We start from the raw sequence: 14,022 nt of genomic DNA, 5'->3' as shown, positions 1-14,022 counted from the left end.
AGGGGCGCCCCGATTAGCCCCAAAAAACGCGATCGTTTTTTGGGGGGCCGTTAACTCTGCGATCCGCTTACCCACATCTACACAATAGACGTTATTTCACCTTGCCCCGGTGAAATAACCGCTCCCGTTCGTTTCCCATTAGGGTGATGGGAAACTTCACTGGCTTTGCCTTATGTGCATATGTGGATAAACTACGGGTTTTGAACGAGGAGGGATTGCTGCTTGCTGGCTTTTATCGCCCGGTAGGTTTTCTCTATGTCGTTCGCATACTTGTAACGTCGTTTCGCTTGCTTTGGTGAGTGTTTGAAACCTGCATTATACGCGCCAACAGCCTGCCAAGTTGCTCCCCACTTTTTAAAGGCAATCGCGAGATAATAAGCACCAGTATAGATATTCATGCACGGATCTTGCTTCAGGTGCCGTTCAGAAACCCCTATCAGCGAAAGCGAGTCAAAATGCTGGGAGTCAATTTGCATTAACCCCACGCCGTACCCTGTTGTAGGATTTTTGCCGATAGCAACGGGATTAAAATGCGACTCGTTCCATGAAATAGCACGTAGTAGATCCGGGTCAATGTGATAATCCCGACCCGCCATGTCAAAACAATCAGCCATTGCGACCGTTGAACTGAATAGCATTAACGCTGCGATGATGTTCTTCATGGTATCCTTAAAACCCCTAGTCCTGGTGAAAATCTAGCCTTTTCGGGATCTCGAGTCAACAAATTCGCGCTCTTTGTGGTAACTTCATCACACCCCACGCAAAATTGTATTTTGCAGATTTTTCCATTTAAATTATGGTGATGTAAATCATAATTATTGATGTGATTCACCTGTTGAAAGAATTAGAGTCGTTAAGGACTCCCATTAGAGTCGCCTATCGAGTTTATACGCAACTCTATATAGAGTTATTCTTAAATTTCATATTGATATGAAGACTCGCCTCTAAAGGCGGGTTGTGTATTTTTACTTTTCAAATTATATTGGACTCGCAATTAGAGTCGGATCTGATACGTTTATGTCTATTCACAATACATACAGTTTAGCTGTAAGTTGATAATATCATAGGGTGATAGCTATATGGCCAGAATTCAAGCATATGTCAGCAAGGAGGCTGTTGAAAAGATTCACGCGATTGTTGAACAGCGCCGTCAAGAAGGGGCTGCTGAAACTGAAGTAAGTACATCTAGTGTTATTTCTATGCTTCTGGAACTCGGTCTCAGAGTCTATGAGGCACAGATGGAAAGAAAAGATGATCCCTTTAATCAAACGGAGTTTAACAGAGTCCTGCTTGAGAATGTTTTAAAAACTCAGTTGGCCATGGCAAAGGTTCTTGGTGTAAGTACATTGGCCCCATATATATCAGATAAACCGAAGCTTAATAATTATCAAAAAATAATATCAGAAATAAAAGATACAACTGAAAAAGAACTAGGTAGATTTTTTATCAATACTGAATGATTGTTTGTTATTAAATGTAGTTTTGATGTATATGGCCTACATGAAAACTTACCATGCAGGCCAGTTTTATCAATGTACCACAAGCTTTCTTTTAGCTCCATATATATATGTTTTGGCTAACCAAACTGTAAATAAAGTGAGTGGGGCGCAAATGAGCAAACTGAAAATAACCTTGAATTCATAGTTATTTAAAATGTATGTAATTTTTTCGTTCCATTCTAGCCTCTCATGGTAAAAAGCCAAGATCCATACAATAGAATAAACTAGCTGACCTATAATTGTTGATATAAAACATCTAAATAATAAGTAGCTCCCTCTTAAATGAGCTTTTAGGTTGTTATAAATAATGTTGTTGAAGTTGTCTGCTAACAGCACACATATTGAGTTTATCAAAAGTAACCTTGGTAGGTTAGTATACACTGCGATAAAATTGGCGTGACTTGCTGTTTCAACTCCTTTTAATTTCAAACTGAAAAATATAAAAATCGATGCAATAGCTAGCGATACAGAGGCCGTGATAATAGCTAATTTTCCCTTTTTCCTTCCAAATATCTCATTAATTGAATCAAGAAAAACGAATGTAATAGGGAAGATTATTATTCCGCCCGGTTGAATGTATGATAATATCGCTACTTTTGTTTGAGATAGAGGGATCGCGACAAATAAGCAAGTTATGAATAGTGTTAATAGTATAGTAAATATAGACTCTCCTTTAGTAAGGAATACTGGAGCATCTGATATCCCATATGACGCTAGTATCTTGCTCTTGTCCTCTTCACTGAAGAAGTCTACTAGATTTTTATGTAGGATTGAGTCTACGTTATCGGAAAATACTGCCCCTCCATCTCTTATCTTGTAGGAAATCTTGTTGTTTGCTATCCCAACCAAAATAAACCTCACGTCCATATGTCATCCTCGTCTATTGATGTTAATTGAACGACTTTCCCTAGTACAGTGAAGTTGCAATTATTTATTTCTTTGTTAGTGTTATGAATCCACTCAGACTTAGCTACGTAATCAAATCGTGTAGATATTAAAGCCTTTCCTTCATGTGTAATTAAAAACAACCCTGAACCATCTCCATTCTTGTCAACGACAACATTTAGTTCTGCGTTGAAAATGTCTGTTTTCCTAACTCTGTATGCTTTTAAATTATTCTTTTTATTTTCGATTAAGCATGGAATGCTATATAACTCATCTTTTTTCTCTGAGTTAAAAGTTTCGTAAACAGGTAAAAGGGGATAAGTGACGATGTCATTACCATCGACTTCTACCTCCCCTTTTCCGGTTAAAAGCCATCTTTCGTTAATTCTCAGGGCAGTACATATAGCTGATAGATTCTTTTTGGGTTGCGAAATATAACCAGATAGCAGTTTTGATATGTAACCATTGCTTACTCCGACAGCACGAGCCAGCTCAGCCGGAGTCATCCCCCTTGCTACCAGCGCTTCGTTTAATCTGTCTTGTATGGAATTAGCCATTATGATTCCCGGTGTTTATATAAAAGGAAATCATACACATACAAAAAGAACTAAAAATAACTTCATATGAGATGATTTGATGATAAAATCCCAGAAAAGAACTAAAAGGAAACTTTTGTCAGCGGCATATCTTATCATTCAAACACTCCGGTTTGGTTTGTAACTGATGGATTCATATGAAGAAATCTAAAATAGACAACACTGTGATTGGAGTGACACTCTCACTTCAACTAGGGGAAGAGGTTAACGAACTGCTTACTCTTTCAGCTAAACGCTCTGGGAGAACCAAGCGTCAGGAGGCCCTTCTTCGTCTGACAGATCACTTACAGCAAGTACAAGACATAGCCGCGGCTGGAAAGATATTCAAATTTTAACTTGTTAAACCATAAAGAGAGGAGGTCTATCTAAGGAATACCAAAATCAATCAAATTGTGTGATTTCTAGAGATGATTTCACATTAACTAACTTATACATAAGGAAAATTTAAATGAATGCTTTATTAAGCGCTCAGGGGTCTTCTGTTGCCCAACGTCAGGGATTTTCACTTCGTAAGCTGTTTTCTCGGCAACGCGTCGTGAATTTCCTCAAGGCGATCCTGCCGTTTGCCGTACTGGCTTCGTTCTTCCCGGAAGTGGCTCTCGCCGCCGGCGGTAAGGACATGCTGCAATCCGGCGATGCCGATGTGAAGGCAACGGCAGGCTCCGGCTCCACCATGGTCAAATGGATCGTCCTGGTCGAAGTGCTGGTTGGTGCCGTGATGTATATGGCCACCAAGAACCTCAAATACCTCTCCGGCTTCATCGTAGTCTCTGTCCTGATCGCGGTGGGGATGAAAGTCGCCGGGTATTAATCGGGGGCGGTATGTCGGGAAACGATCTGAATAAATACCGTTTCCCGAAAACACTGAGAACACAAGACCGCTGGTTTGGGTTTTGTCTTGATGAATTAATCCCCGTGGCTATTACTGGCGGCTGGTTTATCTGGCAGCAGAAATATATCACGGGGATTATTTTGGCGGCACTGGTGTTCTGGGCCATTCACAGAGCCAAAAAAGGGAAGGGCAGTAGCTGGCTGCGTGACCTTGCATATTGGTATTTACCGACCTCGCTCGGCAAAGGCGTCTACAAGGTGGTCCCTGAATCGTGTTTTCGGAAATGGATAAAATAGGCAGGCGATAATGGAACACTCAGCACGTCTCAACTCAAATCGTATTATTGCCATCGGCTTTATTGTCATGGCGCTGTTGATTGCTGCGCTGACGGTGGCCGTTATTATCATGGCTATCAACAACTATCGCCTGCAGAACGAGAAACAGGTGGTGGCAGTCCCCATGTTGTTCAAGGCGCCGTTTGGCGTCTCGCAAAACAGCGCTGATGCATCGTATCTCGAGCAAATGGCGCTCTCCTTTGTCGCGTTGCGTCTCAATGTGACCCCTGAGACGGTCAACGCCTCACATTCCACCCTGCTCATGATGGTCAAGCCGGCGGCGCAAAACGCTCTCAAAATCGTCCTGGCCGAAGAAGCCAACCGTATCCGAGCCAGCAACGTCAATGCGGCTTTCTTCCAGACCAGCGTGAAAGTCTACCCTGCCCAGGGGCGTGTTGATATTCGCGGTGAGCTGCGTACCTGGATCGGTGACAGCGCCCCGGAAAAAGCCCTCAAGCATTACTCCCTTTATATCGATCGCAGCGAGGGTGTGACCTGGCTGGCCAAGTTCGTCGAGGTAAACGATGAAAACTAAACGTCGCTATGCGCTGATGGTTGTCGCTCTGACGGCCTGCTTCGGCGCCCAGGCCGGCACGGTGGATGCGCCGGTCACTATCCCACTGCAGAACGGCAGTCAGGCGCATGTTTCACTCAGCAACAGCGAGCCCAACCTGTTCAACGTCCCTGGCGATCGCGTGACGTTCGTCAGCGGCGTGGATGAAAGTCTGGTGAATTACGAGCCGACGGCCAACGGGGGGCTGGTGCTGAGCACGCTCAATAAAAAGCCGTTCAGTTTTGTGATCGAAACCGAGCGAGGTATGAACTATTCCATTCGCGCCGTGCCGCGTGCCGGTATCGGTCGCACGTTCTCACTGGTGGGGGAAAGCCAGGGCGTTTCTGTCGCTGCCAAAGGCTGGGAAGAGGGGCAGCCCTACGAGTCCATGCTGGTCTCTCTAAACAAGTCATTGATGGAGGGCCGGTTGCCGGCCGGCTATGGGCAGATGCCGGTCACGCGGGAAGCGCTGGCCGCGCCTTACGGTTTGCGTGCGCAGGCGCAGCAGGTCTGGACAGGGCATCACCTGAAGGTGGTTCGCTTTGAGGTCAGCAATCCCGGCAGCGCCAGTCAGTGGGTCAACGAACACGATTTTTGGCAACGGGGTGTGCGGGCGGTGATGTTCGATACGCCTACCCGGCAGATTATCGGCGGCGGTCGCATGAGCGTGTGGATCACCTTGTCCGAGGGAGGCCGCTGATGGCGAACATCAATGTGCTGGTCAAGCGCAAGCAATATCTCTGGCTGGGCGCGGTCGCGCTGGCGGTCGCCGCGGCCATCGGCGGCGGTTACTACTTCTCGCAGGATGCGGAGCTGGAGACACAGCAACTTGCCGAACCGGCTCCCGACCTGACCGGGGTGGTCGACAATACCTTTGACGATCGCGTGCAGCAACATGCCATCACCCAGACGCAGGCCGCGCAGGCCGAGATCAACAAGCAGTTTACCGCCCTGCGTCAGGAAATCGACCTGCTGAACAAATCGCGTCTGGAAGATCAGAAGCGCATGCAGGTGCTGGAAGACGAAAACAACAAGCTTAAACAGTTTGGCGGACCGGGGAGTCAAGCAACACCAGGGAACCCGGCCCCCGGTTCCGCCGCCTCCTTACCGCCGCTGGTTAACGGCGTGACGCCCGAGGGCGAACCTATGCCGACACAGTTCCCGCCGGCACCGGGCGGCGCGGTTCCGCCGCCGACGGCGTTCTATCCGGGCAAAGGCGTCACACCGCCACCGAGTGTTGACTACAAGCCTATCCCGGTGCCTGGCCGTCTCTATCGCAAGTCACTGGTGCCGCCGGAGACCGGCCCCAGGAAAAAGAAGTACCCCTATATCCCAACCGGTAGTTTCGCCAAATCCATCCTGATTGAGGGGGCGGATGCCAACGCCTCGGTGACCGGGAACATGGCCACGGTGCCGATGCAGGTGCGGTTGATCGGCCGGATCGAGATGCCGAACAGCAAGACCTATGACGCGACCGGCTGTTTTATCAGCATGGAGGCCTACGGCGACGTCTCCAGCGAACGTGCCATCGTGCGCACCCGCAAAATCAGCTGCATTCGCGGTGACGACATTATCGATCAGGACATCGACGGCCACGTTTCCTTTATGGGCAAGAACGGCGTCAAGGGCGAGGTGGTGATGCGCAACGGCAAGATCCTCGGTTTTGCCTGGGGCGCCGGGTTCCTTGATGGGTTGGGTGAGGGTGCCGGCCGGGCGGCGCAGCCGACCGTTGGTCTTGGGGCAACGGCCAGCATGGGCGCCGGCGATATTGCCAAATCGGCCATCGGAGGGGGGGCCAGCAAAGCCGCCTCGACGCTCAGCGACTACTACATCAAGCGGGCGGAGCAGTATCACCCGGTAATTCCGATCGGCGCCGGTAACGAAGTCACGGTGGTGTTCCAGGAAGGCTTCCAGATGAAAACTATCGAGGAAGTTGCGGCGGAAAAAGAGAGCCGTCAGCAGGGGCAGACCGAAGGGAGCGATCAGTCCAAATCCGGGCAGAGCCTGAACGGGTTCAACACCGATCAGATGCTGAACCACCTCGGCAAGCTTGATCCGGCTCAGTTCGGTCTCGGCACATCAACAATAGGAGAGCGGTAACACCATGAATAACAACGACAAACATACTATCCGGCATTTCGATGACTTTCCCTTTACTGGCAGCGATTTCGCTCGAGTGGGGAACATCATCGTCTGTGGCCAAAGCGGCGCGGGGAAAACGGGACCGCTGCAGTTCATCGTGGGTGAATACAGTCCAGATGCTGTACGGCAGGGTATTTGTATTTCGCCGGAATACAGTGCGGATGCCGTGCGGCAGGGCATTTCTATTGCACCGACACCGCCTTCTGAGGATGAGGCCAAATCATGACTGAACGAAAAATGACAGGGCTATATGTCTTTTTATTGCTGGCCTGGTGGGGCGGCTGGCTGGCGCTCGATATGTGGCGCATTGAGCACCTGCTGACCGATGCCGACAAGTGGGCCGGTTTTCGGCGTGACATTCTCTGGTGTGCGGGGTCGGCGGTGGTCTCCGTGATTCTTTTCATTAAAACCGCCGAGAAAAAATTCGCCGTTTACGTACTGCTGGGTTTCCTGGCTGCGGCAGTAGGCATCTCGACCGCGTTCGTCGTCAGTGACGCTTTTATTCACGGGAGATTTGATATGTCGCTGTTGTCGGATGCGATTTCGGTGGTTGGGTTAGCGACGGTGCCGATGTTGCCGTTGGCAGCTTTTCTCGTGCAAATGTCTTAAGGAGACTCAATGAAAACGCACATCATGAAATCACTGCTTTTATTCCCCGCCTTGGGTGGCGTACTGCTGATGGCCGGTTGTGCCGGCGTCAGCAGCGAGTTCGGCTGTAACGCCACCACCTCCGACAGTTGCATGACCATGGAGCAAGCCAACGAGAAAGCCAAGTCGCTGGAAGAGGGCAGCGAAGCAAAGCCGGCTGCGGCCGCATTGCCTCGCCTGGCTGACGGCGACTTTGCGGCAGTGGGGCGAGATACCGGCCCCGTTCCTGTATCAGTCGGCAGCACTTCCCGTTTGTTACCTCGTCAGAGGGCCGCATCCTCGGCTCCGTCGGTTCCAGCGTATCCGGCGATTGCGGCGTCGGCCGCCATCGTAACAACCGTCAGTACCTGCACGTTGCCGCGCTGTTCCGGTGTCGGCAGTACCCGACCGGCCCGCCAGGCCGAGCAGACCGCACAGCTATGGATTGCACCCTGGATTGACGGCCAGGACGTCTATCACCAACCGGGCAAGGTGCTGTTCGTGGTTAAACCTGCCGTCTGGGGCCAGCCCCAGTCCGTATACTGACAGGGAGCCGTAAATGAATTTGCTCGACAAAGTCACCCATACTGCCAACAGCCTGCTGTCGGCGCTGAAAATGCCGGATGAAGCCGCCGCTGCCAACAAGGTGTTGGGTGACATGAACTTTCCCCAGCTGAGCAGCGTGCTGCCCTACCGCGACTACGACGAAGAGAGCGGGCTATTCATCAATGCCGGCTCCATCGGCTTTGTGCTGGAAGCGCTGCCGCTGGCCGGCGCCAACGAGCAGGTGGTTCTGACGCTCGAAAGCCTGCTGCGCACCAAGTTGCCGCGTGGGATCGCGCTGTCCGTTCACCTAATGGCCAGCAAGCGCGTCGGCGATCTGGTGGAGTCCGGCCTGCGTGACTTTTCCTGGTCGGGCAAGGACGCGGACAAATTCAACGCCATCACGCGTGCCTACTACCTGATGGCGGCGGCAGACCGGTTTTCCCTGCCGCCGGGCGTCGATATGCCGCTGACGCTGCGCAACTACCGGGTGTTTATCTCCTACTGCGTCAAGAGCAAACGTCGCAACAAGGCGCTCATCACCGAGCTGGAGAACCTGGTCAAGGTGCTGCGTGCGTCGCTGATGGGGGCAAAAATCCCGACCCAGTCGCTGAACGCCGCGGACTTTATCAACGTCGTGGATGAAATCATCAACCACGATCCGAACCAGCTGTACAATAAGCCGCGCAAACTCGACCCGCTCAAAGACCTGAACTTCCAGTGCATTGACAACGGGTTTGGCATGGACGTGTATCCCGACTGCGTAAAAATCAACCTGCGCGATGCCGGCAGCAAGACGGGCAGCGTGGCGCGGGTGATGAACTTCCAGCTCGAGCAGAATCCCGAGATGGCCTTTCTGTGGAACTCCGCCGACAACTACGGCAACCTGCTGTATCCCGAACTGTCGATCGCCACGCCGTTCATTATTACGCTGACGCTGGTCGTTGAAGAGCAGACCAAGACCTCTTTCGAGGCGAACCGCAAGTATATCGATCTGGAGAAAAAATCCCGCACCTCCTACGCCAAATTCTTCCCCGGCACGCTGGAGGAAATGAAGGAGTGGGGCGATCTGCGCCAGAGTCTTGCGTCCAACCAGACGGCGATCGTTTCCTTCTTCTATAACGTGACGGTGTTTTGCGAAGACAACGACAGCGTGGCGCTGCGCTGTGAACAGGACGTCATCAACAGCTACCGCAAGAACGGCTTTGACCTGATATCGCCGCGCTTCAAGCAGCACTGGAATTTCCTGGCCTGCCTGCCATTTATGGCCGAGCACGGCGTCTTCCAGGATTTGGCGATGCACGGTGCGGTACACCGTGCCAAGACCCTGAACGTGGTCAACCTGATGCCGATCGTCGCCGACAACCGTCTGGCGCCGTCCGGTTTGCTGGCGCCGACCTACCGCAACCAGCTGGCGTTCATCGACATCTACTCAGAAGTGATGCGCAACACCAACTACAACATGGCGGTGGCCGGGACGTCAGGCGCCGGTAAAACCGGTCTCATTCAGCCGATGTTGCGCAGCGTGCTGGATACCGGTGGCGCCGCCTGGGTGTTCGATATGGGCGATGGTTACAAGAGCCTGTGCGAAAACATGGGCGGGGTTTACATCGACGCCCAGACGCTGAAGTTCAACCCGTTCGCCAACGTGAAGGACATCAACCTGTCGGCGACGCAGATCGCCAACCTGATTTCGGTGATGGCCAGCCCCGACGGCAACCTGGACGAAGTTCATGAGAGCCTGCTGGAGATGGCGGTCAAGGCTGCCTGGTTGAGCAAGCAAAAGAATGCCCGTATCGATGATGTGCGTGACTTTCTGCGCGACGCAATGGATGAGGAGGTTTACCGCGATTCGCCGACCATCCGCAATCGCCTGCATGAAATGATCATCCTGCTGGATAAATACTGCTCCGACGGCACTTATGGTGAGTTCTTCAACTCCGACGAACCGTCGCTGCGCGATGACGTCAACATGGTGGTACTGGAGATGGGCGGCCTGAAAAACCGCCCTGATCTGCTTGTTGCGGTGATGTTCTCGCTGATGATCTACATCGAGGGACGGATGTACCAGACATCGCGTCAGAGCAAGAAGCTGTGCGTTATCGACGAAGGCTGGAAGCTGCTCAACTTCAAGAATGCCAAGGCGGGCGAGTTTATCGAAGAGGGTTACCGTACCGCGCGCCGTCACCGCGGGGCGTACATCACCATTACCCAGAACATCAAGGACTTTGACTCGGACACCGCCAGCTCGGCCGCGAAAGCCGCCTGGGGCAACTCCTCCTACAAGATCATCCTGATGCAGGACGCCTCCGAGTTCAAAACCTATCTGCAGAAAAACCCGGACAACTTCACTCAGCTGCAGCAGGACATGATCGGGAAGTTCGAGTCGGCCAAAGACCAGTGGTTCAGCTCCTTCATGCTGATGGTCTCCGGCAAGGTCAGCTGGCACCGCCTGTTTGTCGATCCGCTGAGCCGCGCCATGTACTCCTCCCAGGGCCAGGACTTCGAGTTCATGCAGGCCCGGCGTGAACAGGGGGTATCGGTACACGATGCCGTGTATGAACTGGCGCACCGCAACTTTGGCGAGGAGATGGCGCGCATCGAGCGCTGGGTGGAAGAAAACTACACAGGGAGGGTGGCCGCATGACACTGCCTGCCATTATCACGCCGCCAAACAGCCAGGCACAGAAACGCGCCATTGTGCTGTGGGGTACGGTCTGTGTGCTGATTGCCGTTCTGCTCAGTGTGGGGGCCACGCTGTGGCTGCTGCAGCGTCAGCCGGCGATCGTCACCTTCGACATGAAACAGACCATGGAGGCGTTCTACGAGAGCGCCGCCAAACAATCCCTGCCGCCGGAGCGCAGCAAGCTGCTGGCCGAACGGTTTACCGGCGCGCTGCAAACCAGCATCGCGCAATACCAGCAGCGCAACAACGTGATCATCCTGGTCTCGCCGGCGGTGGTGGGAGGGGCAAAGGACGTCACTCGCGAGCTGCAGCGGGATATTGCTGCCCGAATGCAGCGGGGCAATACCGTCAGTGTTGATAAGGATAATCAGCCATGAATCGAAATCTCCGAGATAGGGTGTTTTTGCTGGCGGTTATTGCGCTATTCCCTGTGACTGCCGCCATTGTTGCCCTTCAATTCTTACCGGCGAAGAACAAGCAGCCAGTGGCCGCGACGCCCCCCAAGCTCACCGGGAGGCACCTCGACTGCGTGGCATCGATTATCCGCCGACGTTACCGTCCGTTAACGCCTTACCCGATCCGAGTCCGGCGTTTACTCCGGCGCAGCAGGAGGCCATCGGCCCGCTAGCCCGCGATTACCTGCTGGCGCACCCGGAAATTCTGCTGCAGATGAGCGAAAAGCTGGAAGCGCAGCAGAAGACCGCGGCCAATCGCACGGTGCAAACCGCGTTGACCATGCAGCCGGAACTGCAGGCGACGTTACTGCACGATCCGGCGACGCCGGTTGTGCATCCTGACGGCGGCGTGACCGTAGTGCAGTTCTTCGACTATCAGTGCATCTGGTGCGCGCGTATGGCGCCGGTGGTGACCGACTTTGTGCGGGACAATCCCGATGTGCGCTTTGTGTTCAAGGAATTCCCCATTTTCGGCAGTCGCTGGCCGATGTCGGTGCAGGCGGCACGTACCGGCCTGACGCTGTGGCAACTCAAGGGCGGTGAGGCCTATCTGGCCTACCACAATGCGGTGTTTGCCTCTGGTGAGAACGAAGGTCGGTTGTCGCAACCCACGCTTAATGCGGCGCTCCTGGCGGCTGGCGCCGCGCCGATGACCGTACTGCCCGAGACGGAGAAAACGCTGCTGGCCACACGCGAGCTGGCCCAGCAGCTGAACATCAGCGGCACTCCCGCTTTTATCGTTATGCCGACCCGTGATGCGCGGGCGGATCAGGTGACGCCGCTGTACGGCGCGGTTGATGTGACGGCGCTGCGGGCCGCTGTCGCACAGGCAAAAGCAGGAGGCCACTGATGCGCCTTGTCTGCCTGGTGTTCTCATTATCACTGCTGCCTTGCATGGCGCTGGCCAAAGATTTCGGCACCTGGGGCGACCTGTACCCGGTGGCCGAGCCGGACATGCTGCAGACCATTCACGAACGTCTGACCGCGCTGCAGCGCAGCGGCCGTTGGGAGCAGGAGATGACGGTGTTTAAGGAACGCACTGTGAAACACAGCCAGCGGCCTGAGCCGGTCGCCGGCATCGGCAAGACCGAGCGCTATGCCGAACGCTTCTTCGACCCGAGCGTGCAGCTCTCTGCTGACCTGAAAGACGACAAGGGGCGCGTGTTTGCCCGCAAGGGCGACGTTATCAACCCACTGGCCACCGTGCCGTTCGCGCAGACGCTGTATTTCATCGATGGCGACGATCCGCAGCAGGTTGCCTGGATGAAGGCGCAGCAGCCGGAGACCCTGATGGTGAAGGTCATTCTGGTCAACGGCGACGTTCCCAAAACCTCTGCCGCGCTGGACAGCCGTATCTACTTCGATCAGGGCGGGGCGCTGTCGCGCCGGTTCGGGCTGACGACGGTGCCGGCGCGCATCACGGCGGCGCCGAGCGGCCTGCGGCTGCGTATCGAATCCATTCCTGCCGCCGGCAGCGCGAACTAAAGGGGATAAGCATGTTTGTGACACGTAAACGTTTTATTGCGACCGAGAATCAGCTGCAGAGCTGTCGCCAATTGCTGGCCGCGCGCCACGGCGAGTTGATGGCCATCCGCCAGGCGGCGTCGGCAAAGGGTGGGATCTACAAATGCATTCTTGAGTGCCGTGAGGTAGCCCACGAGCTGCGTGAGCAGCTACCTGCCGATCAGGACGGTCACAGCCCTTATTTGTTCGACAAGCTGGCGCTTATCGACAGTCTGCTGGGCACCCTGGCCGCGTTATTACCGCCACAGGATGAGGCTCGTCCCACCGCCCGGATGGTTGCCGCCGGTGATGTGCAAGAGATTTATCGGGGAACGCAGTGGGCGACATATTGCCAGGAGCGTCGCGCATGACCCGGTGCTGGCTCTCGGCGTTGCTGGTCGTGGCAGGCCTGTTTTCGGCACCGTCACAGGCGGCGGATGCGGCCTGTCAGGGGCGCTTTGTTAACCCGATCTCCGATATCTGCTGGCGCTGCATCTTCCCGCTCTCGATTGGGAGCATTCCGGTCGGCAAGGGGGATTTGCCGGATACCAGCAATCCGGGCAGCCCTATTCAGTTCTGCCCGGCGCCGCCGCCGATTTTTCAGCGTATCGGGATGGCAATGGGGTACTGGGAGCCGATGGCCATGACTGACGTGACCCGTTCGCCGGGCTGCATGGTCAACCTGGGCGGTTTCAGCATTAACCTCGGCAAGATTGGCACCGGCACCGGCGGCAGCAGTGGCAAGGGGGACGTGACCACCGCGTTCTATCACGTCCACTGGTACAAGTACCCGCTGACCTACTGGCTGAACATCATCACGTCTGTGGGCTGCCTGCAGGGGGGCGACCTGGATATTGCCTATCTTTCGGAAATCGATCCGACCTGGGTGGACAGCAGCCTGACCACCATTCTCAACCCGGAGGCTGTGGTCTTTGCCAATCCGCTGGCGCAGGGCGCCTGCGCGGCCGACGCCATTGCCAGCGGCTTCCATCTGCCGATCGACGCATTGTTCTGGTGCGCCGGCAGTCAGGGTTCGATGTACCCGTTCAACGGCTGGGTCGCCAAGGAAATCAGTCCGCTGCAGTCGTCGGTGCTGGTCTCGGAAAAGATGGCATTCAAGCTGCACCGCCAGGGGCAAATCATGGAGTCCATCGGCAAAGACCGGGCGGTTTGCTTCGAGTATCCGTCACCGATCATGCCGAAAGAACGCTGGCGTTATCAGATGGTGAACATGTACCCGGACAGCGCGCGTTGTCATCCGATGGGGAGTAGCGTGATGCGCTGGGAAGTGGGTCACAACTCGCCGGCCAGCAAGAAGAACTTCGGCTATGTCATGTGGCGCAAGCGCAACTGCGTCTTTTTATAA

The 14,022-nt window shown here is 54.1% G+C and carries 19 protein-coding genes; 16 read left to right on the top strand and 3 right to left on the bottom strand.

The features are described 5' to 3' along the window. Positions 1–191 precede the first annotated feature (191 nt). Complete coding sequence (locus tag ACORQT_RS25225; protein WP_197751397.1) at positions 192–662, bottom strand: transglycosylase SLT domain-containing protein; 471 nt, start codon at positions 660–662, stop codon at positions 192–194. Positions 663–1,079: 417 nt separating this feature from the next. Here ACORQT_RS25225 and traM point away from each other — a divergent pair, with 417 nt between their 5' ends. After that, the gene (gene traM, locus ACORQT_RS25220) at positions 1,080–1,460 is read left to right on the top strand and encodes a conjugal transfer relaxosome DNA-binding protein TraM (RefSeq protein WP_342183962.1); all 381 of its coding nucleotides are present in this window, start codon (positions 1,080–1,082) and stop codon (positions 1,458–1,460) included. A 69-nt stretch (positions 1,461–1,529) separates the two neighbouring features. Here the strand turns inward: traM and ACORQT_RS25215 are convergent, their stop codons facing one another. Both ACORQT_RS25215 and ACORQT_RS25210 read right to left on the bottom strand, forming a co-directional pair. Further along, positions 1,530–2,366: a queuosine precursor transporter gene (locus ACORQT_RS25215; RefSeq protein WP_342183963.1), complete on the bottom strand. Its 837-nt coding sequence runs from the start codon at positions 2,364–2,366 to the stop codon at positions 1,530–1,532. Next, a complete protein-coding gene (locus tag ACORQT_RS25210) occupies positions 2,357–2,941 on the bottom strand; it encodes a helix-turn-helix domain-containing protein (protein ID WP_094141474.1) in 585 nt (194 codons plus the stop codon). Before ACORQT_RS25210 ends, ACORQT_RS25215 begins: the two co-directional genes overlap by 10 nt. A gap of 176 nt (positions 2,942–3,117) precedes the next feature. On the opposite strand from ACORQT_RS25210, the gene ACORQT_RS25205 reads away from it, so the two are divergent. The 15 genes from ACORQT_RS25205 to traU all read left to right on the top strand — a co-directional run bounded on the left by ACORQT_RS25205 (position 3,118) and on the right by traU (position 14,022). Then, positions 3,118–3,315, top strand: coding sequence for a TraY domain-containing protein (locus ACORQT_RS25205; RefSeq protein WP_094141473.1), 198 nt, complete (start codon positions 3,118–3,120; stop codon positions 3,313–3,315). 113 nt (positions 3,316–3,428) lie between these two features. After that, positions 3,429–3,791, top strand: coding sequence for a type IV conjugative transfer system pilin TraA (gene traA / locus ACORQT_RS25200; protein WP_444859447.1), 363 nt, complete (start codon positions 3,429–3,431; stop codon positions 3,789–3,791). Positions 3,792–3,802: 11 nt separating this feature from the next. After that, positions 3,803–4,108, top strand: coding sequence for a type IV conjugative transfer system protein TraL (traL, locus tag ACORQT_RS25195; RefSeq protein ID WP_286653221.1), 306 nt, complete (start codon positions 3,803–3,805; stop codon positions 4,106–4,108). 10 nt (positions 4,109–4,118) lie between these two features. Then, positions 4,119–4,682: a type IV conjugative transfer system protein TraE gene (gene traE, locus ACORQT_RS25190; protein ID WP_147882578.1), complete on the top strand. Its 564-nt coding sequence runs from the start codon at positions 4,119–4,121 to the stop codon at positions 4,680–4,682. Next, positions 4,672–5,400, top strand: coding sequence for a type-F conjugative transfer system secretin TraK (gene traK, locus ACORQT_RS25185; protein WP_197751391.1), 729 nt, complete (start codon positions 4,672–4,674; stop codon positions 5,398–5,400). The genes traE and traK overlap by 11 nt, the downstream gene beginning before the upstream one ends. Then, positions 5,400–6,800, top strand: coding sequence for an F-type conjugal transfer pilus assembly protein TraB (traB, locus tag ACORQT_RS25180; RefSeq protein WP_444859446.1), 1,401 nt, complete (start codon positions 5,400–5,402; stop codon positions 6,798–6,800). Before traK ends, traB begins: the two co-directional genes overlap by 1 nt. 4 nt (positions 6,801–6,804) lie before the next feature. Next, a complete protein-coding gene (locus tag ACORQT_RS25175) occupies positions 6,805–7,068 on the top strand; it encodes a hypothetical protein (protein WP_197751389.1) in 264 nt (87 codons plus the stop codon). Then, positions 7,065–7,451 (top strand): hypothetical protein, encoded by a 387-nt coding sequence (locus tag ACORQT_RS25170; protein WP_197751388.1) that lies wholly within the window; start codon positions 7,065–7,067, stop codon positions 7,449–7,451. Before ACORQT_RS25175 ends, ACORQT_RS25170 begins: the two co-directional genes overlap by 4 nt. Positions 7,452–7,475: 24 nt before the next feature. After that, positions 7,476–8,015, top strand: a complete 540-nt coding sequence (traV, locus tag ACORQT_RS25165; protein WP_197751427.1) for a type IV conjugative transfer system lipoprotein TraV — start codon at positions 7,476–7,478, stop codon at positions 8,013–8,015. Between the two features lie 13 nt (positions 8,016–8,028). Beyond that, complete coding sequence (traC, locus tag ACORQT_RS25160) at positions 8,029–10,659, top strand: type IV secretion system protein TraC (RefSeq protein WP_197751387.1); 2,631 nt, start codon at positions 8,029–8,031, stop codon at positions 10,657–10,659. Beyond that, the gene (trbI, locus tag ACORQT_RS25155; protein ID WP_197751386.1) at positions 10,656–11,075 is read left to right on the top strand and encodes a type-F conjugative transfer system protein TrbI; all 420 of its coding nucleotides are present in this window, start codon (positions 10,656–10,658) and stop codon (positions 11,073–11,075) included. The genes traC and trbI overlap by 4 nt, the downstream gene beginning before the upstream one ends. A 148-nt stretch (positions 11,076–11,223) precedes the next feature. Continuing rightward, the gene (locus ACORQT_RS25150) at positions 11,224–12,003 is read left to right on the top strand and encodes a DsbA family protein (protein WP_444859468.1); all 780 of its coding nucleotides are present in this window, start codon (positions 11,224–11,226) and stop codon (positions 12,001–12,003) included. Next, positions 12,003–12,638 (top strand): type-F conjugative transfer system protein TraW, encoded by a 636-nt coding sequence (gene traW / locus ACORQT_RS25145; RefSeq protein WP_206195976.1) that lies wholly within the window; start codon positions 12,003–12,005, stop codon positions 12,636–12,638. The genes ACORQT_RS25150 and traW overlap by 1 nt, the downstream gene beginning before the upstream one ends. Positions 12,639–12,649: 11 nt before the next feature. Next, positions 12,650–13,027: a hypothetical protein gene (locus ACORQT_RS25140; RefSeq protein WP_197751383.1), complete on the top strand. Its 378-nt coding sequence runs from the start codon at positions 12,650–12,652 to the stop codon at positions 13,025–13,027. Next, complete coding sequence (gene traU, locus ACORQT_RS25135) at positions 13,024–14,022, top strand: conjugal transfer pilus assembly protein TraU (protein WP_197751382.1); 999 nt, start codon at positions 13,024–13,026, stop codon at positions 14,020–14,022. Before ACORQT_RS25140 ends, traU begins: the two co-directional genes overlap by 4 nt.

Origin of the sequence: Serratia sp. (in: enterobacteria), from assembly GCF_052400455.1 — a bacterium.
Classification (GTDB): Bacteria; Pseudomonadota; Gammaproteobacteria; order Enterobacterales; family Enterobacteriaceae; genus Serratia; species Serratia ureilytica.
Note: the sequence above shows the minus strand (reverse complement) of the source record. Positions and strands in the feature narration are given on the sequence as shown.